The organism is Psychrobacter sp. CX16 (assembly GCF_057396245.1).
In genome coordinates this window covers 14,360-35,844 of record NZ_JBXYJF010000004.1, presented here as the reverse complement: position 1 = coordinate 35,844, position 21,485 = coordinate 14,360, and the positions used below count along the sequence as shown (strand labels likewise).

The 21,485-nt window shown below is 42.4% G+C and carries 17 protein-coding genes; 13 read left to right on the top strand and 4 right to left on the bottom strand.

Annotated elements, in window-relative coordinates; translation table 11 throughout:
* Positions 1–99: 99 nt before the first annotated feature.
* A complete protein-coding gene (locus AC2SLM_RS02410) occupies positions 100–2,880 on the bottom strand; it encodes a heavy metal translocating P-type ATPase (protein ID WP_486551768.1) in 2,781 nt (926 codons plus the stop codon).
* A 578-nt stretch (positions 2,881–3,458) separates the two neighbouring features.
* On the opposite strand from AC2SLM_RS02410, the gene mrcB reads away from it, so the two are divergent.
* The 5 genes from mrcB to purH all read left to right on the top strand — a co-directional run bounded on the left by mrcB (position 3,459) and on the right by purH (position 10,316).
* Positions 3,459–5,861 (top strand): penicillin-binding protein 1B, encoded by a 2,403-nt coding sequence (mrcB, locus tag AC2SLM_RS02405; protein ID WP_486551871.1) that lies wholly within the window; start codon positions 3,459–3,461, stop codon positions 5,859–5,861.
* Positions 5,862–6,036: 175 nt separating this feature from the next.
* Complete coding sequence (locus AC2SLM_RS02400) at positions 6,037–6,825, top strand: tetratricopeptide repeat protein (RefSeq protein WP_486551766.1); 789 nt, start codon at positions 6,037–6,039, stop codon at positions 6,823–6,825.
* A 67-nt stretch (positions 6,826–6,892) separates the two neighbouring features.
* On the top strand, positions 6,893–7,807 hold the full coding sequence (gene prmA, locus AC2SLM_RS02395) for a 50S ribosomal protein L11 methyltransferase (RefSeq protein ID WP_486551764.1): 915 nt from the start codon (positions 6,893–6,895) through the stop codon (positions 7,805–7,807).
* 303 nt (positions 7,808–8,110) lie between these two features.
* Positions 8,111–8,449: a DNA-binding transcriptional regulator Fis gene (fis, locus tag AC2SLM_RS02390; RefSeq protein WP_486540403.1), complete on the top strand. Its 339-nt coding sequence runs from the start codon at positions 8,111–8,113 to the stop codon at positions 8,447–8,449.
* Positions 8,450–8,741: 292 nt separating this feature from the next.
* Positions 8,742–10,316 (top strand): bifunctional phosphoribosylaminoimidazolecarboxamide formyltransferase/IMP cyclohydrolase, encoded by a 1,575-nt coding sequence (gene purH / locus AC2SLM_RS02385; protein ID WP_486551762.1) that lies wholly within the window; start codon positions 8,742–8,744, stop codon positions 10,314–10,316.
* 397 nt (positions 10,317–10,713) lie between these two features.
* Here purH and AC2SLM_RS02380 read toward each other — a convergent pair whose 3' ends face one another.
* Both AC2SLM_RS02380 and AC2SLM_RS02375 read right to left on the bottom strand, forming a co-directional pair.
* Complete coding sequence (locus tag AC2SLM_RS02380) at positions 10,714–12,588, bottom strand: SurA N-terminal domain-containing protein (protein ID WP_486551760.1); 1,875 nt, start codon at positions 12,586–12,588, stop codon at positions 10,714–10,716.
* Between the two features lie 136 nt (positions 12,589–12,724).
* A complete protein-coding gene (locus AC2SLM_RS02375) occupies positions 12,725–13,003 on the bottom strand; it encodes an HU family DNA-binding protein (RefSeq protein WP_486540409.1) in 279 nt (92 codons plus the stop codon).
* A gap of 646 nt (positions 13,004–13,649) precedes the next feature.
* On the opposite strand from AC2SLM_RS02375, the gene AC2SLM_RS02370 reads away from it, so the two are divergent.
* The 8 genes from AC2SLM_RS02370 (at position 13,650) to fdx (ending at position 20,799) form a co-directional block, all read left to right on the top strand.
* Positions 13,650–14,291 carry a hypothetical protein gene (locus AC2SLM_RS02370; protein ID WP_486540411.1) on the top strand — a complete coding sequence of 214 codons (642 nt, stop codon included), beginning with the start codon at positions 13,650–13,652 and terminating at the stop codon, positions 14,289–14,291.
* Positions 14,292–14,720: 429 nt separating this feature from the next.
* Positions 14,721–15,242: an Rrf2 family transcriptional regulator gene (locus AC2SLM_RS02365; protein ID WP_486540413.1), complete on the top strand. Its 522-nt coding sequence runs from the start codon at positions 14,721–14,723 to the stop codon at positions 15,240–15,242.
* Positions 15,239–16,465: an IscS subfamily cysteine desulfurase gene (locus AC2SLM_RS02360; RefSeq protein WP_486540415.1), complete on the top strand. Its 1,227-nt coding sequence runs from the start codon at positions 15,239–15,241 to the stop codon at positions 16,463–16,465. Before AC2SLM_RS02365 ends, AC2SLM_RS02360 begins: the two co-directional genes overlap by 4 nt.
* A gap of 187 nt (positions 16,466–16,652) precedes the next feature.
* Positions 16,653–17,048, top strand: a complete 396-nt coding sequence (iscU, locus tag AC2SLM_RS02355; RefSeq protein ID WP_486551759.1) for a Fe-S cluster assembly scaffold IscU — start codon at positions 16,653–16,655, stop codon at positions 17,046–17,048.
* 130 nt (positions 17,049–17,178) lie between these two features.
* On the top strand, positions 17,179–17,499 hold the full coding sequence (gene iscA / locus AC2SLM_RS02350) for an iron-sulfur cluster assembly protein IscA (RefSeq protein ID WP_486540419.1): 321 nt from the start codon (positions 17,179–17,181) through the stop codon (positions 17,497–17,499).
* A gap of 264 nt (positions 17,500–17,763) precedes the next feature.
* A complete protein-coding gene (hscB, locus tag AC2SLM_RS02345) occupies positions 17,764–18,318 on the top strand; it encodes a Fe-S protein assembly co-chaperone HscB (RefSeq protein WP_486551757.1) in 555 nt (184 codons plus the stop codon).
* A 114-nt stretch (positions 18,319–18,432) separates the two neighbouring features.
* Positions 18,433–20,385: a Fe-S protein assembly chaperone HscA gene (gene hscA / locus AC2SLM_RS02340; RefSeq protein ID WP_486551755.1), complete on the top strand. Its 1,953-nt coding sequence runs from the start codon at positions 18,433–18,435 to the stop codon at positions 20,383–20,385.
* Positions 20,386–20,460: 75 nt separating this feature from the next.
* Positions 20,461–20,799, top strand: a complete 339-nt coding sequence (gene fdx, locus AC2SLM_RS02335; protein ID WP_486540425.1) for an ISC system 2Fe-2S type ferredoxin — start codon at positions 20,461–20,463, stop codon at positions 20,797–20,799.
* A gap of 123 nt (positions 20,800–20,922) precedes the next feature.
* Here fdx and AC2SLM_RS02330 read toward each other — a convergent pair whose 3' ends face one another.
* The gene (locus tag AC2SLM_RS02330; protein ID WP_486540427.1) at positions 20,923–21,357 is read right to left on the bottom strand and encodes an HIT domain-containing protein; all 435 of its coding nucleotides are present in this window, start codon (positions 21,355–21,357) and stop codon (positions 20,923–20,925) included.
* Between the last annotated feature and the right edge of the window lie 128 nt (positions 21,358–21,485).

Genomic DNA, 21,485 nt, shown 5'->3' with positions numbered 1-21,485 from the left:
GTCTAAAAGGGTGACAAGGCACCCGAGCGCAAGTTCGACAAGTCTAGGATTAGCAAGGTTAACCGCCGTAACCGTTTAGTCGTTCGCTGACTATAACGGTTACGCTCGTTTTAGACGTAATGCATTCAATACCACGATTAATGAGCTTAACGACATACCAATCGCCGCTAGCCAAGGCGGTACATAACCAAAGGCTGCCGGTAATAGCACTACCATATTATAGCCCAATGCCCAATGCAAATTCTGTTTAATAATATGCTGCGCTTTATCAGCAATACGCTTGGCATCATGCACAGCAGTCACTTTTCCATTTAATATCACACTGTCACTTGAGACTTGCGCTAAATCTGCGGCGCCGGCAATGGCCGTTGAAATATTGGCAGCGGCCAAAACAGGCGCATCATTTATACCATCGCCTACCATCATAACGACTTCGCCTTGCTGTTGGCGCTGCTTGATATGATTAACCTTATCAGTCGGCGACAACCCATAATACAGCTCATCAACGCCTAACTGCTTGGCAACCATTTGAGCATGCTCACTAGGGTCACCTGTTAAAATAATAGTTTTAATATTCTGCGCTTGCAGCTTAGCAATCATATCTGCCACGCCCTCACGCACGCTGTCATTAAAGTAATATAGCGCCAAAGGCTCCCACACTGCATCATTGGCCGCATCTGTGTTGTTAGCGCGTCTGGTCAGCATAACCGCGGTACTGGCATGATGCTTATCTAAATTAGGCAAATAGTGCGCCTCTACTCGCTCAGATAACGCTGTCGTGCTGCTCTCATTCTGCAAAGCAAAATCAACATGACCCAAGCGATATTGATAACCGCCGCCAATATCATCCACGACCGCCTCGATACCGCCTGCCGGATAATGCTCAACACTAGTTACGGCCGGTAAATGTAGCTGATAGGCGGCATCCAGTAACGCACTAGCAATCGGATGACGACTGCCCACCTCTAACGCAGCCGCGATGGCCAATAAATCATCTTTACTCGCGACCTTGGCATCATCCAAAACATCGACGAACAATAAATTAGGCTTGCCATACGTTAAGGTGCCGGTTTTATCAAAAGCAACTTGGGTAATCTCTCCCAAAGTCTGAATGGTGTGTCCGCGAGTGGTCAAAAAGCCATAGCTTGCTAGCCGATTGGTCGAGACGGTTAGCGCAATCGGTGTTGCTAAGGATAAAGCACAAGGGCAAGTCGCCACCAAGACAGCAACCGTTGCCCATAACGCTTTCGACGGATCAACAAAATACCAACCGATAAAGACACAGACGGATAACACTAAAATACGTGCCACAAACCATCGCGCCCATTTATCTGCTTGCTCAGCAATCTTCGGCTTCTCGCTCATGGCGCGATTCATTAAGCGGTCAATCAGCGCAATTTGACTATCTTCAGGTAAGGCGGTAACAATCATCACAAAGGGCTGACTGTCGTTTTGTGAACCGCCCACTACTTGCTCACCGCGATGTTTAGCGATTAGTTGACTCTCACCGGTTAATAGACTCTGTGATACGGTCGCTGTTTCACTACATAAAATACCATCTGCTACCACTTCACTGCCAGCATCTATCATAATCACGTCACCCACGTTTAGCGTATGCGCGGTGACAGTCTCGCTATGACGACTCTTAGTTGTCTTGCTAGGGTTATTGTCAACGCCATTGTTATTTTTGGCAGCATGGATTAATTCACCTAGCTCGCTTAATTGCTTCGATTGTGAGCTGCTTAAGGCAATATTAGAGTAGTCTAAATTTGATTCGGTTTGACTGCTTGGACTGAGTTCTTGAATAAGCTCTGGCACTTGCGCAATACGTTGAACCAAAGTCGGCTCTACAACGACGAGATCATTGGCCATATTGGCCGCTTTTAGACGTGCATTATGCTCAATATAGCGACCTGCCAGCAGGAAGAACACAAACATACTGACCGAGTCATAATAGGTCTCGCCATGTCCTGAAATGGTGGCGTATAAACTGGCAAAAAAAGTCACGGTCAGTGCAATACTGACCGGCACATCCATATTTACCTGACGCGCTTTAATCGCTGACCAAGCAGAGGTAAAGAAAGGTACTGCACAATAAAAAAACACTGGAATACTGACAAACAAAGATACCCAGCGCAGAAAGTCTCGCTGCTCAACAAGCATGCCGCTATAACTGGTGTAATTACCAAAATACATACCGACAGCAAACATCATCGCTTGCATTGCACCTAAAGCTGCAATACCCAAACGTATCATCATTTGCTTGTTATGGCGGGCAAGCATTGCCTCATGGGTATCCTGACGATAGGGCTTGGCATCATAACCAATCTGATTAATCGTAATCAGGATATCGCTAATGGGCAGCTTTGTTTCATCCCAAATCACCCGCATTCGCTGATTGGTTAAGTTTACTTGGCACTGCTTCACGCCATCAAGCTCATCGAGCCGTGCCTCAATCAGCCAAGTACAGGCCGCACAGCGCAGGTTATTCACTGATAATTCAGCAACGGAATAGCCATCGGATGCATATACAAACTGTGATTTCACATCATCATGATCATACGCCTGTAAGCGCTGCAATTCTGCTGGCATACTGGCGGTACGGTTAATCTCTGAGCGGTCTAGATAATATTGCTCAAGCCCTGCTTCGACAATACTTTCAGCCGCAAGCTGACAACCCATACAGCACATAAGACGTGACTCGCCCAAGACAGCTGCTTTAAATGGTGGCTGCGGCACGGGCTCACCACAATGAAAGCAGCATCCCTTTGGTGGCAATACTAGATTATTAATATCATCTTTTAGATAAGTGAACTGACCGCTCGTACTTGAAGCAGGCGGAACCGATTTTTGTGATGAGTTTGGAGAAGTCATAGGCATAATCACAGCAGTTATAACGCTATAGTCGACCCTTTATCTAACCCCACAAAGATAAAGACAATGCCCTTGTATTTGGCTGAATAATTAAGCGCATACAAAGATACTATCCTCACAATAACAGAGGGCATAAAGGGGTCATTAGAAGGGCTATTAACCGTACATAGCAGGCTTATTTATATGGGGATGATAAATGCAAATCCAAAAATAAGGCTTAAGTTAAAGGCGAAAAATAGTACACTCTATTGTATCAGGTCGTGCAGATAAGGTATGCATCGTTACCCTTAGATTGCTCAAACAAGGCCTTTTGATGAAAAACAGGTGAAATCAGTGTATTAGTTGCCATATCACCGCCATTTATTTTCAATGATATTGAAAAAATAGGCGTTTTAGGTCATTATAATCGGGTCTTTTTTTAAGTTGGTAATCCTATCGTGTATCACAAACCCTCTCGTGCAAAACCATCTACATCTCAGCCTTCAACAAAACAGTCCTCCGTAACGACTGGCAAGCTGCCAAACCCTGAAACACAGCGCGGGTCTGTTATTGGTTTTGTTCTACTGATTATTATCATTGTCGGCATGTTGCTGCTTGCGATGTATTTGGTTAAGCAAGACAGAGTCATCACTTCAAAATTTGAAGGCAAACGTTGGAATATTCCGGCCAAAGTATACTCACAGCCTTTAGAGCTGTATCAAGGAGCGACCTTATCGGGTAAAAACCTAGACACTTGGCTTGAAATGCTCAACTATCAGTCCGGTTCAAACTATGACCGTACCGGCTCGTATAGTAAGTCGTCTGGTCAATACACCATTCATACTCGCGGTTTTAAATACAGTGCCAATGATGTTGATCCTGAACAAATCATCAAAGTCAGTATCAATAACTCAAAAATCACCAGTGTACAAAGCACCGAGCCTAACGATACTGGTATTGTGCGTATCGAGCCGGTGACCATTGGCGGTATCTATCCTGATAATAATGAAGACCGTATTGTGGTACCTATTGATGAGGTGCCGCAGCCGTTAATCGATGCGCTGATTGCAACCGAAGATCGTAGTTTTTATGAGCATAAAGGGGTATCAATACGTGGTATTGGACGCGCCATTGTCACCAATTTAAAAGGTGGTAAGATGCAAGGCGGCTCGACCATCACGCAGCAGCTGATTAAAAACTTCTATCTAAACGATGAGCGTTCTTTAAAACGTAAAGCTAATGAGGCGGTCATGGCGCTACTGCTTGAAATGCATTACGATAAAGATGAGATTTTACAAACCTATCTGAATGAAATTAACTTAGGCCAAAATGGCAACCGCTCTATCAATGGCTTCGGTTTGGCGTCACAGTTTTATTTTAATCAGCCACTAAAAGAGCTGCGTATTGATCAGCAAGCGATGCTAGTTGGTTTGGCTAAAGGCACCAGTTATTACAACCCTCGCCGTAATCCAGAGCGTGCATTAAATCGTCGTAATACGGTTTTATCTAATATGCTCGCAACTGGCAAAATTGATCAAGCCACTTATGATGAAGCCATTGCAAAGCCACTAGATGTGGTCGAAAAGCCTAGCGTTGGCAAGAGTCGTTTTCCAGACTTCTTAGATATCGTAAAACGCGAGCTACAAGCAAATTATCATCAAGAAGATCTAAAGAATGAGGGCTTACGTGTCTTTAGTACCCTTGACCCAATTGCTCAATTTGCTGCCGACGCTGCCGTTGATAAACAGTTAACCATATTGCGCAAGAAAAGCAGTAAAACCAAACCTATCCAAGCCGCTTTGGTTAGCGCCAATCCGGCATCAGGCGAATTAGTCGCCGCTGTTGGTAGTGGTAGTGAGTTCACAGGCTTTAACCGTGCTGTTGATGCCAAGCGTCAAGTGGGTTCATTATTAAAACCCTTTATCTATATGACCGCGTTAGAGAGTGGTAAATACAACCTTGCCAGCCCAGTAAATGACAATCCGGTTACCCTTACATTGGCCGATGGCTCTACGTGGACACCAAAGAACTATGATGGTCGTGACCATGGTTATGTGCCATTAACCACTGCCCTTGCCAAGTCTTATAACCAAGCTGCGGTTAACGTGGGTGTTGAATTTGGTATTGGTACTTTGGTTAATCAGATGCACCGTATGGGTATTAATGAGAAAATCCCAACTTATCCGTCTTTATTGTTAGGGTCGGTTGAGCTTAGCCCAATGGATATGCTTGGCATGTATCAAGTGGTGGCTGCAGGCGGATTCCGTACGCCGATTATCAGTATTCGTTCTGTCGTCGATGATCGTGGGCAAATCTTGCAGCGTTCAGGTCTGGATACCAAACGCAGCGTACCGCCTGATGTCAATTATCTGACCAATTATGCAATGCAAGAAGTGGTTAAAAATGGTACTGCCAAAACGTTGCAATCTTTGGGTAGTGATTTAAATCTGGCCGGTAAAACAGGTACCACCAATGACTATCGTGATGCATGGTTTGCAGGCTATAGCGGTAACTATGTGAGCGTGGTTTGGGTCGGCCGTGATGACAACCAACCAATTGGTCTTAGTGGTGGTAGCGGCGCTCTACCTGTCTGGAAAGACTTTATGGGACGCTTGCGTTTAACACCTGTTAACCTCGTACAACCAGACAGCGTTGAGTGGTTATGGCTTGAAAACGGTACAGGCAAATTGTCGCATGAAAGCTGTGCCGGCGCACGCTACTTACCGGTATTGTCTAAATACTTGCCAGAAGATGCCAGTGACTGTGCGCTGCAACTGTATCAACAAGAGCAAGCGCGTAAACAGATTCAGTGGTTAAACAATCAGCGCCGCTCACTACTTGAGCAAAGCAGACAAAGTGACACTGCACAGCCCAATAATGACACGGGTGCATCAGAAACTGCACCGGTTACCTCTGACAACTCAGATAATGCCAACAATAATACGCAGTCTGAGGACTCTCAAAGCGGCGGCGAAACTTGGTATGAGAAAGCAGCAGAATGGTTCTAATAATCATTGACATTGCTTTGTAAGCGAATAGGAAGTGAGCTTGGTCATCGGTTTATATTCTGATACCACGCTCATATCTCTGTATAATTATGTTTATCACTTAAAACCATTACTTTATTAAGCCAGCGCTTGTCTTACTATTTGACTCTTTTGACCATGGAAACATTACGCCCTTATGCAAAATTATTCACAGCGTCAAAGCCAACCTACTCCGTATTTAAAGTCTATTGTCCTAGCGTTATCTTTTAGTCTGCTCGCCTTAACTGGCTGTCAGACGACCACTGGCATGTCGCAATCTGGCTATCAGACGACCAATCCTTATGGCTCCTCTGCACCAACTACGCAGCCTGACACCTCTGTTTATGACAGCTCAGAGTATGAAGACGTCATGGAAGAGACTGCTGACAGCACTACTCAAAGTCAGACAGACAATCCCTTTGAGCCTGAGCAATCACCTGACAACTCGTCAATCGTGTCACAGCCTAATCGGACGACAACACCGCAACGTCATCAGCCGATTGAGACTGCGCCTGTGGCTGAGCAGCCAAGACCAACCAATCAAAAGTCGGCAAGACAAATACTACTTGAGCAAGCCAGACAAAATTCAGGATCAACAGCGCGCAGTTCATCTTCAAGTGAAGATGGTGATAATATCCCTGCCTTTAGAAGGCTTATGAATACCGGTGTCGCCCAATTACGCCAAGGCCAAGTTTCCGCTGCTCAAAGTACCTTCACCCGTGCACAGCGTCTCGCTCCGCAGTCCTCGGCGGTCTATTATTATCTAAGTCAGGTTGCACTTGCCCAAAATCAGCCGTTGAAAGCTGAGGCAATGGCACGCCGTGGTTTAGTCGTTGCTAAAACCGCTTCAAGAAAACAAGCCCTATGGCGACTCATCTTAAAAGCCGGGCAAGCTCAAGGCAATCAGCGAGTCATTAAAGAAGCAAATGCTGCGTTATCTCGCTAAAAGCGACCCAATAAACAAACTTATTTTTACTCAATACTTTATTAATTAAACAGCGTTAAGGATCATTATGGATTGGCAGCAACTTCACCTACAATGCGCAAAAGACAATGTCGATTTGGCAGAGAGTCTTTTATTAGAAGAAGGCGCATTATCTATTAGCTTAGAAGATGCCGGCGATCAGCCGTTGTTTGAGCCCCTACCTGGTCAATCTCCATTATGGGATGAAGTTATCCTAACTGGGTTATTTGAAGCGGATAACGCTCAAAATATCGAAGCCGTTGCTCAAACTATTGCGGTGCAAGTTAATGCCAGCCGAGTATGGACTACCCCACTTGCTGATACCGATTGGGAACGTGAATGGATGTCGCATTATGTGCCTATCGAATGCACCAATAATCTGTGGATTGTGCCTAAATGGATGACGCCACCTGACCCACAAGCGACCAATATTATGATGGATCCGGGTCTGGCATTTGGTACCGGTTATCATGCCACTACTCGTCTGTGTCTAGATTGGTTGACCGACCAGAATTTAAAAGACAAGGTGATTATTGATTACGGCTGTGGCTCTGGTATTTTAGGTATCGCTGCCCTGCTACTAGGCGCTAAACAGGTTTATAGTGTGGATATCGATCCTCAAGCGGTACTTGCCACCAAGCAAAATGCAGAAAGCAACGACGTTGATGACTCGCTACAAGCGTATTTACCAGAAGATTTTACTAAAGCTTTTGCGGCAGGCGAGATTCCAAAAGCGGATATGATTACCGCTAATATCTTAGCCAAGCCATTAATGGATTTAGCCCCTTACTTAGCAACTCTTATTAAATCACAAGGTGATATTGTACTAGCTGGACTTATCTCTGAGCAGCTTGAGCAAGTAGTTGAAGCGTATGCGCCTTGGTTCCATTTAGATGACCGTCATTCATATGAGAAGTTCGATGACTCTCATTGGCATCGTCTATCTGGCAAGCTCATCGACTAAGCAAAACCCTGATAATAAATCAGTAGTCATATAGCGTATAACATGACTCTTAGATGAGCACAATCACTGTTGTATAATGACATTATTCGGTAAGATACCCGCTAGAGCAAGCACCTAAAAACATCTGCCAATACTAGAGTATGGGACAGTGATTTTTTAGTCAGTGTTTATAGAGGATATTACTGTAGAGTAAGTAATAACATAAATAGGCACTGTCTTTTGCTATATATGCATGACTATTTGTCTACCCTGCTGCTTTTATACCAATCTATACAACGTCTTTAACTTGCGTGCCGTGCTATTATGACAAACCCCACTACCCATGTCTTACAGTCACAGATTATGAGCAACAATCAAGTATCTGACAACCAAGCGCACTTTATCTCAGCTAATATGGTTGAATCTATGGTGCCGCGTCAACCACTAAGGCAACACGTACAGTTTGCTGTTGAACAGTATTTTGCTGAACTTGAGGGCGAGATGCCAACGTATTTATACGATACTTTCTTGCAAGAATTAGAAATGCCACTGCTTACCGTTGTGCTTGAGCAAACCCAAGGCAATCAATCAAAGGCAGCAAAAATATTAGGCTTAAATCGCGGTACACTGCGTAAGAAAATGCAGCAATACGGTCTAATGTAAGTTGACTATCACTTTGTAACCATAATTGTAAGAGAGTCTATGCCTTTAAAGGCTTTATTAGCCTAGATTAATTTGCTAGTGAGATTGTCTTATAGTAGCCCGATGAGTCGCTAAAAACTTAAGCCAATCACCATGAAAACTTTGTCATATTATCCAAATTCCTCTAATATACACGGGTCTTAACTCGCGCTATGGTCTATTAAGATAATGGCGTGATTAAGCGATAAATCAGTATCAACGATGATTTCAGAACCCAATCACCTTTTTTATCTCTCACACTATGGGAAAAACTATGTCTGACAAGCCATACGCTCTTATTTCTGTTTCTGACAAATCACACATTGAAAGCTTCGCTCAAGGTTTAATTGACGCTGGATACGACCTATTATCTACTGGCGGCACCTATCGCTTATTGTCTGAAAATGGCATTGCAGTGACCGAAGTAGCAGACTATACCGGTTTTGCTGAGATGATGGACGGCCGTGTAAAAACACTACATCCAAAAATTCATGGTGGTATTTTAGGTCGCCGTGGTCAAGACGATCAGGTCATGAGCGAGCATGGAATCCGCCCGATTGACCTAGTCATTGTTAACCTATACCCATTCGCGCAAACCGTTGCTAAGCCAGGTGTGACCAAAGAAGATGCGATTGAAAACATCGATATTGGTGGTCCAACCATGGTCCGCTCTGCGGCTAAAAACCATGAGCACGTGGCTATCGTGACTAGCCCTGCTGATTACGATCGTGTGTTAGAAGAGCTAAAAGAGTCAGGTAGCATCTCACAAAAGACCCGTTTTGATTTGGCCGTAAAAGCATTCGAACACACAGCGCATTATGATGGCATGATTGCTAACTTCTTAGGTAGCCGCTTAGAGTCATTTGATCAGCCAGACGATTTTGCCCGTACTTTTAACGTACAGATGCAAAAAGCGCAGGATTTGCGTTATGGCGAGAACCCACATCAAAAAGCGGCTTTCTATGTTGAAGCAAATGGTTCTGGCGAGGGCAGTATCTCAACCGCTCAGCAGCACCAAGGTAAAGAGCTGTCTTATAACAACATCGCTGATACTGATGCCGCTTTAGAGTGTGTGAAATCATTTAGTGAATCAGCTTGTGTAATTGTTAAGCACGCCAACCCTTGCGGTGTAGCGATTAATGCCAATCAAACAGACGCTTATAAAACAGCCTTTAGCACTGATCCTGAATCATCATTCGGTGGTATTATTGCATTCAACCGTCCGCTAACCAAACAGACGGCACAAGCGATTGTTGATACTCAGTTTGCTGAAGTGATTATTGCACCAAGCTTAGAAGATGGCGTTTTAGATATCACAGCAAAAAAGAAAAACGTTCGTGTTTTAACATGCGGCGAATTACCTAACCCGCAACAGCGTGCAGCACAGTTTGACTATAAACGTGTCACTGGCGGCCTATTGATTCAAAACCAAGATTTAGGTCTTATCACTGCTGATGATTTAAAAGTGGTCACTGACTTACAGCCAACATCTGAGCAAATGGCTGACTTGTTATTTACTTGGACGGTTGCTAAATATGTGAAATCAAACGCAATTGTATACGGTAAAGATCAGCGCACTGTTGGTATTGGCGCCGGTCAGATGAGCCGTGTTAACTCTGCGCGTATCGCTGCTATCAAAGCTGAACATGCTAATCTTGCTACTGAAGGTGCAGTCATGGCATCAGATGCCTTCTTCCCATTCCGTGATGGCATTGATAACGCTGCTGAAGTCGGCATTAAAGCAATTATTCAGCCCGGCGGCTCTATTCGTGATGATGAAACCATCGCTGCGGCTAATGAGCATGGTATCGCGATGGTATTCACTGGTATGCGTCACTTCCGCCATTAAGCCATACATCCTCAATAACAGTGAGCTATAGTCGTAGTCAGATATTTGAGATACTAGGCAACCGAGCGCAAGTACTACAAATGTAGGCTTAGCAAGGTTAACACCGTACCTCTTTTATATGACTATGACTAAAAATTGGATGGAAACTATGAGTGTATAGTGCTTTATTCGAACATCTAATTAGTTCACCATAAAAACCCCGCCTTACTCAGTAAGACGGGGTTTTTGTATTTAGTAGTTTTATTTTAAGTTATTGACCAAAATTACTGGTGAATTAGTAACGTTTATCTATATAGTTTAAGAGCTTTGAGAGAGTTACGAGGCAACCGATGCAAGCCTTATAAAGCAGGTTTAGCGAGGGTAACGCCGTAACCATTTAGCCGTTCGCTATCTATAACTATAGGCCAGCGATATCGTTAATTATTGCTTCATTCTTATTAATCTCAGTCGATATCTTTAGATATTCAAGGTAATCTGTAAACATCTCTAGACCACGGCTTTGGCGTACAATAGCAGCTGTCTGGGCTCTTTCAGCTTCTAATACATCTTCTGGTAACGCTTTATTTAAAGCATCCATCACCACAACCGTAGCACCGGCATTGGTCGCTTCTGGAATGGCTAGCAGCTTACCTTTTGGCGTGTCTTTACTAAACACAATCGCTTTTTCAGCAGCTGGCAACTGTGGATTTTGACGGTTGATAGTCCCTAAAGACTGAAACGATACATTGGCTGCACTCATACCTTTTTGATTCACTGTCTTAGCAATCGCGGTAGCTGCTTCTAGCGCCTTTTGAGTCGCCTTCTCTTTAACCAGTACCTGCTTAATCTGTGCCGTCGCTTCTTGTAAGCTCAACGGCGCAACAGGACGATAATTAGCCGGCTGAACCCATAAGGTTCCTTTATTGACTTTAATACTTGGGCTAACTGACTCATCTTGAATAGTAAAATCATCAAAAGCCGCTTCAATAACCGCAGGCTGATTTAGCACGGTATTATTATTAACCTTGGTGTAGTCCTTAATTTGACGCAGCGTTAGCGCTTCTTGCTGTGCGATATCTTGGATACCAACACCATCGGTTGCCATATCATTAATACGCGTAATCTTATCAGCAATCAGTTGCTCACGTTTTTGACGCTGCACTTGGGCTACTAGTTCATCACGCATATCTGCAAGCGACGGTATAGAATCACCCGATACTTTGGTCACTTTAAATAATTGATAACCAAAGCCCGTTTTAACCGCGCTTGATACTTCGCCTTTTTTTAGACCTTGAATAGCTTTGGCGACTTTTGTACCGTCTTCACCAAAGGCATCTGGGTTGAAGGTACCGATATCACCGCCTTTATCACGGCTGATTGGATCTTCTGATACTTCTTTGGCCAGTGCCTCAAAACTCTCACCTTCTTCTAAACGGTTTTCGACCGCTTTGATACGGCTTCTGGCGTCATCACCTGTTAATAAAATTTGGCTGATTCTTTGAGTATAGTTGCCCGAATAATTCACTTTAAAGTCATCATACTGCGCTTGTATCTCCTCCTCTGTCACAGGCTCTATAGACACTTTGGTTGGGTCTAGTAGAATATAAGAAAGATCAACAGTCGCTAGACTCTGTAGCTCATTTTTGTGCTCGTTATAGTAATCTTCAATCTCTTTGTTAGAGACTTTGACCTGATTTTGATAATCCTGCCAAGGCAAACGGTGTAGCCACACATCGCGTGTCTCTTTTTGCAAAATAACCAGTCTGTCGATATCTGCACCTGGATACAGCGCCGTTTGCGCGATACTGTTATACAGCTGAATCACGTTAAGTTGCTGACGATACTGATCAAACAACTGATCTTTGGTGATGCCTTGCTGTTTTAAAGCAAAAGCAAAACGATCATTAGAGAACTGACCATTTTCATCCAAAAACTGAGGATCTTTTAACAGCATATTGTTTATGACCGCATCAGATACGTACATCCCTAACTGCTCACTTTGATTTTTGAGCAAGGCACGGTTGATTAGACCATCTAGCACTTCACGGTTTAGCACAATATTGTTAATGGCACTGCTTTCGATGCCACTTTGCATCAGCTCATTTCTACGCCCATTGATACCATCTTGGTATTCCATACGGCTAATAGATTGATCACCGACTTTAGCGACCTCATTCACACTTGCCGAACCACTAAAATAACTCTCAAGCCCTAGGATCACCAACGGTGACAGACAAAGCATTAAAAAGATTCTTCCAGGCCAACTTTTGAGAAAATTACGTATCGATTCCATAGTACATATCAGTCATAGGTTAATAAAAGGATAACGTAGTATCATACGTTAAAATGCAGTTTGACACAAAAAAAACGCACCCTAAGGTGCGTTATTGTCTACTTTTAGACGTATAGAACAGGTTAACGTTACAAAATTATGCGTCGTTTAAGCGATCTTTAAGACCTTTACCTGCTTTGAAATGTGGTACACGGCTTGCTGGAATATCTAGAGCAGCACCAGTCTTAGGGTTACGACCAGTACGCGCTTTACGGTCTTTAACACTGAATGTACCAAAACCAACTAATGAGATAGTGTCATTGTTTTCTAATGCTTCACCAACACTTTCCATCATAGCATTTAAAGCATCAGCTGCTTGAGTTTTGTTAAGACCACTTTTCTCAGCGATGCTATCAACTAATTCTGATTTGTTCATAAAGAATTCCTTTAAAATGGGTTTAATTCGGGATAAATTCTATCGCTTAAAAACCAATTAAGCAATAACTAAGTCCCTAAAGACAACACAATAGTGCAAAAAAAAGCACATTTAATTTTTAGTATGGTCTTAAATAGGACAACTCGTAATTGCAGTTATAACAAGGGGGTCAAAAATGTGCAAGTAAATTTACATATTATTGATGAATAATACACCTAACATCCCTTGTGACCTTGTTTAAGAGCATTTTATACCCCCAAACGCTTCTTGTTTCAAGTCCTGACCTGCATTTATATCGCAATTTGTTATAAAAATTACAAAAACGACATAGATTAAAAACTAGCATAGCATTTTTAGCCTTACATTGGAGGCTAATTGGTTGTGATTAATACAGCTTTGGTAGATAGCTTTGTAAATAAATATAGACATTCGGCAGTTAGGCTGTAAAAATACTGTAACCACTATGGCGCAGGCCACGCATTATGCTATTATTTATGGCATTTGACCTTATCTTATTATTTACTTTTGTGGTATTTAATCCTGTGGCATAAGGTTACCGCTATTAGCGACGTATTTATTGCAATCATTATTCGTTAAATTGCGATAGATAATGACCGCTTAAACATTTCATTTAAATAGGTTTAGCATGAGTCAAAATCCGATATCTAATTCTTTACTTAATGTCGTGCTCGTTCTTGCAGAATCTGCAATTACGTTAGTGTTAAGATTCGACCCAAACCTGCGCAAAGCTGTTTATCCCCTTGTAAAAAAGAACACCGTGGTCTGTGTTCGTAGCTACTTGCCACACACTGAGGTTTATGCCACTTTTACCCATAAAGGCGTGCTACTAGATAGCAGAATGCCGGCTAACATCAAAGAAGTAGATGTAGTGATTAACGCCTATAGCCATCAGCTGATCAATGCTTTTGTGAGTAACGACCCCACTCAGGTTAATAAACTGACCATGCGCGGTTCCACTGAAACGGTCACTGAAATACGTGCTTTCATTATTCAGCTGGGACTCGCTAGCTTATTCCAAGGTATTATCAAAACGATTAAGGGTAAAGATAAAAACAAAGGTTCAGATGACGCTAGCGGTAGTGATGCTAGACCTGACTACAAGGCACGTATTGAAGAACAGCAACAACAGCTCAATGTGCTTAGCAAGCGTAACCGTGAGTTAGAAATTAGCTTAAAAGAAGCGCAGAGTAAACAGAAAGTAACCCTGATTGCTCTTGTGGTAGCGGTACTAATTGCTGTTATATCAGTGATTGGATGGGTTAGCTAATTTACTGCACCATTTAAATTGCTTAACCTAAAGCAATCGTTTTGACATACTCATCGCGATATAAAAACGAGAGATAGAAAAAAGCTTAAATAATCCAACTTTATGGTTGGCTCTCATTTAAGCTTTTTTATTGCCTGTAGTATTTAAATTGCTTATAGAAAAATTTGCTAGTTTTATTGTCTCTTTGCCTTATCGATTACTTATCGATTAGAAAACTTAAGATATAATTTACCTTACCTAAAGCCAATCATTTTCTGACCTCACCGCTTGATATTACCGGCACAACCCCCATTAAAGCTAAGTTAAGCTACTGAATTGAATGCCAAATCTATTCTTACAAAATGATTACCGATTAATCTTGACTAAATTACTCGGGATTAACTATAATAGCCAACATAATCACTTATTAGCACATTGTGGAGGCAATTAATGCGCTTAACTACCCGAGGAAGATACGCGGTTACCGCGTTACTTGATTTAGCCATTCAAGACGGTGATTCATCAAGCGCTGTCTCCCTATCTGACATTGCTAAACGCCAATCTATTTCTATTTCTTATTTAGAGCAATTATTTTCTAAGCTAAGAAAAGCAGGATTGGTCACCAGTACGCGCGGCGCATCTGGTGGTTATCATTTGGCTAAACCGTTATCAGAGATTGATGTGATGGCTATTATCACAGCAGTTGATGAGTCGGTGAATGCTATGCAGTGTGAAGGTCAAGGTAACTGTCAGGGCGGCGCTATGTGCTTAACCCATGATTTATGGTGCGCCTTATCTAAGCACATTGAACAATATTTAAAAAATATTTCTCTCGATCAGTTATTGAAAATGGAGAATGTTAAAGACGTTTCGCATCGCCAACAATTAATTTCTGATGCGGCGACTGATACCTCAAACAATCAATCTAATCCAAACATTATTTTCTCTGCCAGTGAGGTTAATCCAGCATGAGTAACTTAAACCGCCCGATATATCTTGATTATGCCGCAACGACTCCCGTTGATCCACAAGTCGCTAAAAAGATGACTGACTACATGACCTATGATGGCATGTTTGGTAACCCTGCGTCACGCTCTCACGGTTACGGCTGGCAAGCAGAAGAAGCTGTTGAAAATGCCCGTCAGCAAATCGCTGATTTGGTAAATGCAGACCCACGTGAGATTGTGTTTACCTCAGGTGCAACAGAGTCAGATAACCTTGCTATTAAAGGTGCAGCTCATTTCTATCAAAGCCGTGGTAAACACATTATCACTAGCAAAATTGAGCACAAAGCAGTATTAGATACGTGCCGTCAATTAGAGCAAGAAGGCTTTGAGATTACTTATATCGAGCCACAGCCAAGTACTGGTTTGATTTTACCTGAGCAAGTTAAAGACGCTATCCGTGAAGATACTATCCTTGTTTCTTTAATGATGGTAAATAACGAGCTTGGTACTTTGACCGATGTGAAAGCTATCGGTGAAATTACTCGTGAAGCCGGTATTATCTTCCACGTAGATGCTGCTCAAGCTGCTGGTAAAGTTGCTATCGATTTACAAGATTTAAAAATCGACCTAATGAGCTTCTCAGGTCATAAGATTTATGGTCCTAAAGGTATTGGCGCCCTATTCGTTCGCCGTAAGCCGCGTATTCGTATCCGTGCTGAACAGCATGGCGGTGGTCATGAGCGTGGTATGCGTTCAGGTACTCTAGCGACGCACCAGATTGTTGGTATGGGTGAAGCCTTTGCTATCGCTGCTGAGCGTCTTGAAGAAGACCATGCGCATGCTCAAAAAATGCGTGACAAGCTTTGGGCAGGCGTACAAGATATCGAAGAGATTTACCTAAATGGTGACTCAGAGAACAGCGTACCAAATATTATAAACATCAGCTTTAACTTTGTTGAGGGCGAATCGTTAATGATGTCGCTTAAAGACATGGCCGTATCTTCAGGTTCTGCATGTACCTCAGCAACGCTTGAGCCATCTTATGTATTACGTGCAATTGGTCGCCCAGATGAATTGGCTCATAGCTCGATTCGTTTTAGCTTTGGCCGCTACACTACTGAAGAAGATATCGATATTATCTTAGCTCAAATTCATGAAGCGGTTGATAAGTTAAGAGACCTATCACCACTTTGGGATATGTATAAAGATGGTGTCGATCTAAACGCTGTAGAATGGGCCGAGCACTAAGCCACCCTTATCGTTACGGACAAATACAGTTAACCGTTATAAATACAGATAAGGTGTCTAATTACTCATTATATTTTTAACAATTATAATGTTAGACGCTTTATCTCAGTAAAAAATTCATGTCGAAACCTTATTTCGACAAACCTTATTATTTTAAATATCTAGGTTAAACCCCAGGAGAAACACCATGGCTTATAGTAATCAAGTAATTGACCATTATGAAAATCCACGTAACGTTGGTAATTTAGACAAAGATGCGACTAACGTTGGTACTGGTATGGTCGGCGCACCTGCTTGTGGCGACGTAATGCGTTTGCAAATCCAAGTTGGCGATGACGGTATTATCGAGGACGCCCGTTTTAAAACTTATGGCTGTGGTTCAGCTATTGCTTCAAGCTCATTAGTTACTGAATGGCTTAAAGGCAAAACGCTTGACCAAGCGTCAGAGATTAAAAACACACACATCGCTGAAGAGTTGGCTTTACCACCAGTAAAAGTGCATTGCTCTGTACTTGCTGAAGATGCGATTAAAGCGGCAATCAATGATTACCGTACTAAAAGTGGCAGCAAAACTGACGCTTAATTGTAAACAGTAAGTGGCTCTACCGCTAAATATAATTCACTTTTATGCTTAGTGGTAGAGTCTAATAGGCCAATCATCTGCCAATATATAAATGATGAGTCTTTAAATTTTTAACGATGGGAAAGTCTTAATGATTGAATTGACCGAGCGTGCCGCAAAACACGTATTAGACTATTTAGAAAACCGTGGTCATGGTGAAGGCATTCGTGTGGGTATCCGTACCTCTGGATGCTCAGGACTGGCCTATGTGTTAGAGTTTGTAGATGAGCCAAACGATGTGGATGTTAAATATCACAGCCACGGTGTAAACATCTTTGTTGATCCGAAAAGCAAAGTTTACTTAGACGGTTTACATATGGACTATGTGAGTGAAGGATTGAATGAAGGTTTTAAATTCACTAACCCTAATCAAAAAGGGGAATGTGGTTGCGGTGAGTCTTTCACTGTTTAACCGGTAATACCAATTCTCAAACTGACTCATTAAACTTAGGTTTAATAGTTAATTTGAAATTATGGTGTCCATTTTTCTGTATGTCTTTAACATACTAGTAAACCGTATTAAGTGACAATATAAGCTGCTGACGACTTTGTTCGTCAGTTTTGTCTTTACGCTTAGCACAAAGTCAGTCCGCTTAGCTGTATAATAGTGGATTAACTATATATTATAATAACGCAAACCCTCATCCCTACTATCAACAAATAGCACCCAAAGCCTATGTCTGATAACGCGCCTACTTTTGCTAATTTCTTTGCTCTATTTGAGCAGCCAGTTGCCTTTAATATCGATACCACTCAATTGAGTCATCGATTACGAGTGCTTCAAAAGCAGTTCCACCCTGATAATTTAAGTAGCGATGAAACGGCGGCTTCGAAGCAGAACTCGGCGGTTATCAATCATGCCTACGCTATTTTGTTGCATCCAGATAGCCGTGCAAACTACCTATTAGAATTATCTGGGCAAGAGCTTAATACTGATCATTCGATTGCAGATTTAGACTTCCTAGATGATGCCATGGATATGCGTATGGATCTAGATGATGCTGAATCGGCTGCTGATTTAACGACTATTAAATCGCTTAAAACCAAAGCAGAGTCACGTATTAAAACTCATTCTGATCGCTTTGAAACGGCTTATAATCAGCAAGATTGGCCTACGGCAATGGATGCGACCCAGAAGCTTAAGTTCTTAGTGAAGCTCAAAAAAGATATGGATACCGCCATTGATAACAGCCAGCAAGCTGACGACGATGTTGACGACCTATATCTATAATTTATCCGTAAAAGATAGTCGGCTGTTAAAATATTAAGCAGATAATCCGCTGTTTTGCTATCTATATTGTTGTTTTACTTTCATTTTTATTATTAGCCATAAATTGAGTGTGTTATGTCCCTATTACAAATTGCCGAACCCAACCAAAGTGCAAAGCCGCATGAACATAAATATGCTCTAGGTATCGACTTAGGCACGACACGCTCCATGGTAGCGGTTGTTCGCTCAGGAAAGGCGATATTATTAAAGACCTTGGACGAAAATGACCAAGCTGACGACACAGACATGTTATTGCCATCGATTGTCTATTATGGCAATCAAGATGATATCAATACTCCAATCGTGGGTAGTCCTGCCCTAGCCTATTTTGAGACTGACCCTGCCAATACTATTATTTCGGCCAAGCGCTTTATGGGCCGCAGTGTTAAAGACATAAAGTTCTCACATCCTTATCAGCTAAAATCTAGTGAAACCACGACCGATGCAATGCCATCGTTTGTGACTGCTCAAGGTGATATATCTCCCGTTGAAGTGTCTGCAGATATCTTACGTACTCTACAACAGCGTGCACAAAAAGCGTTGCCTGAGGACAGCATCCAAGGTGCGGTCATTACCGTTCCAGCATACTTCGATGAAGCACAGCGTCAAGCGACTAAAGATGCGGCAAAATTAGCCGGTTTGAACGTTTTAAGACTGCTTAACGAGCCGACAGCCGCGGCAGTTGCTTATGGTTTGGACCGTAATGCAAATGATTCAGATGAGAAGATTTATCTGATTTATGATTTGGGTGGTGGTACATTCGATGTCTCATTACTGAAAATGAATGAAGGTGTGTTCGAAGTACTGGCGACAGGCGGTAACAGTGCATTAGGTGGTGATGATATGGACCGCTTGATTATGGGCTGGTTACTCAAGCAAGCGACCCTTAAACCTACTGATTTAACTGCTCAGCAGCGCACACACGTAGCACGTCAAGCCGAAAGCTTTAAACAAGCGCTTACGCATAGTGATTCTGTAGATGTGGCTATCGATGTGGCTGGTCATCAGTGGCAAGGTCAATTAACCTCTGCTGATTTAATGCAAATAGTTGAGCCGATTACTCGCCGCACTATCTCGACGTGTGAACAAGTGATGCGCGATGCCAATATCGAACCTGAGCAGCTAGATGAGATTATTATGGTGGGTGGTTCAACCCGTATGCCAGTTATTCAAAAAGCGGTGCAGCAATTCTTCAATAAGCAGCCACTTGCGCATCTAAATCCAGATGAAGTCGTCGCTTTAGGCGCGGCCCAAGTAGCCGATCAGCTGATTAAAGATGATAAATCAAATAATATGCTACTGCTTGATGTTACCCCTCTATCCTTGGGTTTAGAAACTATGGGCGGCTTAGTAGAAGTGGTCATCCCACGTAATACGCCAATTCCTGTGGCCAAAAAGCAGACCTTTACCACTTATCAAGACGGTCAAACCGGTATGGTCATCCACGTGGTACAAGGTGAGCGTGATACGGTTGAGCACAATCGCTCATTAGGCCGCTTTGAGCTATATGGCATCCCGCCAATGAAAGCGGGGTTAGCACGTATAGAAGTAACCTTTGATATCGATGCCAATGGTCAATTATCTGTTAGCGCATTAGAAGCCACGTCAGGCGTGCAAAGTGATATTAAAATTACCCCCTCTTACGGCTTAAGTGATGAGCAGCAAGAACAGCTGTTAAGTGCTGGATTTGAAAATGCAGAACATGACAAGATATCGCGCAGCTTAATTGAAGCAAAAGTAGAAGCAGAGCGTGAAATATTAGCCCTCCAATCTGCGCTACAAGATTTCGGTGACTTACTCTCAGAGAGTGAAACAGAGTCTCTACAACACGCGATGAAGAATCTAAGCGCTGTATTAAATACCGTTTCTTCTTCAGAGGATGACAGCGATTTACAGGCAATTAAAGCAGAAGTTGAAGCGAAGCAGGCACAATTAAAGCCACTTAGCGACAGATTTGCTGCCCTGATTATGGATCAAAGCGTTAAACAGTCACTTGCAGGTACTAGCACCGAAGATTGGTCAGAATAACCAGATACCTTGCTTGATTGAATACTGAATTAACCGATTATAACCAACTTTTAAAATTAAATATTGGAAACCTTTATGCCTAAAATTACGATACTACCTCATTTTGAAATATGCCCAGAAGGCACAGAAGTTGAATTAGAAAGTGGCGATAACTTATGTAAAGGCTTATTAGAAAAAGGCGTTAAGATTGAGCATGCTTGCGAGATGTCTAAAGCCTGCACTACCTGCCACGTTATTATCCGTAAAGGCTTTGATAGCTTAGAAGAAATGGATGATGTGGAAGCAGACTTATTAGACAGAGCTTGGGGCTTAGAGCCGGATTCGCGTCTGTCTTGCCAAGTTGAGATTGAAGACACAGACTTAGTGGTTGAGATTCCTAAGTACACATTAAACCATGCCAAAGAAAATCATTAATCTGGCACGGGTTAAATAAAAAAGCTGTAAATAAATTAAACCCCATAAGTTGGATCCAACTTATGGGGTTTAGTTCAAAATGAGTGGCTTTCTTTATTTCAGCCAGTAATTGATTTGAATCAATTACTGCATTTGCCAATCAAATGGCATTTGGTTATGACCGCGTAGTGCCATCATTAGAGTCTGCTGCATCGCTAAATAAACGTCTTGGGTATAAGGTACTGCTGGCGTACCCCAAACTGGATTTGGCCATGCAAGATCGTTTTGATAACGAACGATATGGTGGAAGTGTAATTGAGGTACTTGGTTGCCCAATGCTGCAACGTTCATTTTGTCTGCATTAAAGGTTTTCGCCATTTGGCTAGATAACCAGCTAGACTCACGTAAAAACTGGGCTTGATCCGCAGCTGACAGCTCATAAATCTCTTGTACGCCCGCCACTCTGGGTACCAATATCAGCCAAGGAAATTGGCAGTCATTAATTAGACGACACGTTGATAAAGGAAAATCTCCAACTAAAAAAGAATCTTTAGCAAGTGTTGGATGAAGTTGAAACATATCGGTTCTCTTATTTATTTTAATAATTCAGCAAACTGATATTTTATCAGGTATTGGCTCGATATTATAGATGCTAAAAGGTTTAATATTTGAGTCGCCTACTTCAGCCTATTCACAGCGCTTTGATA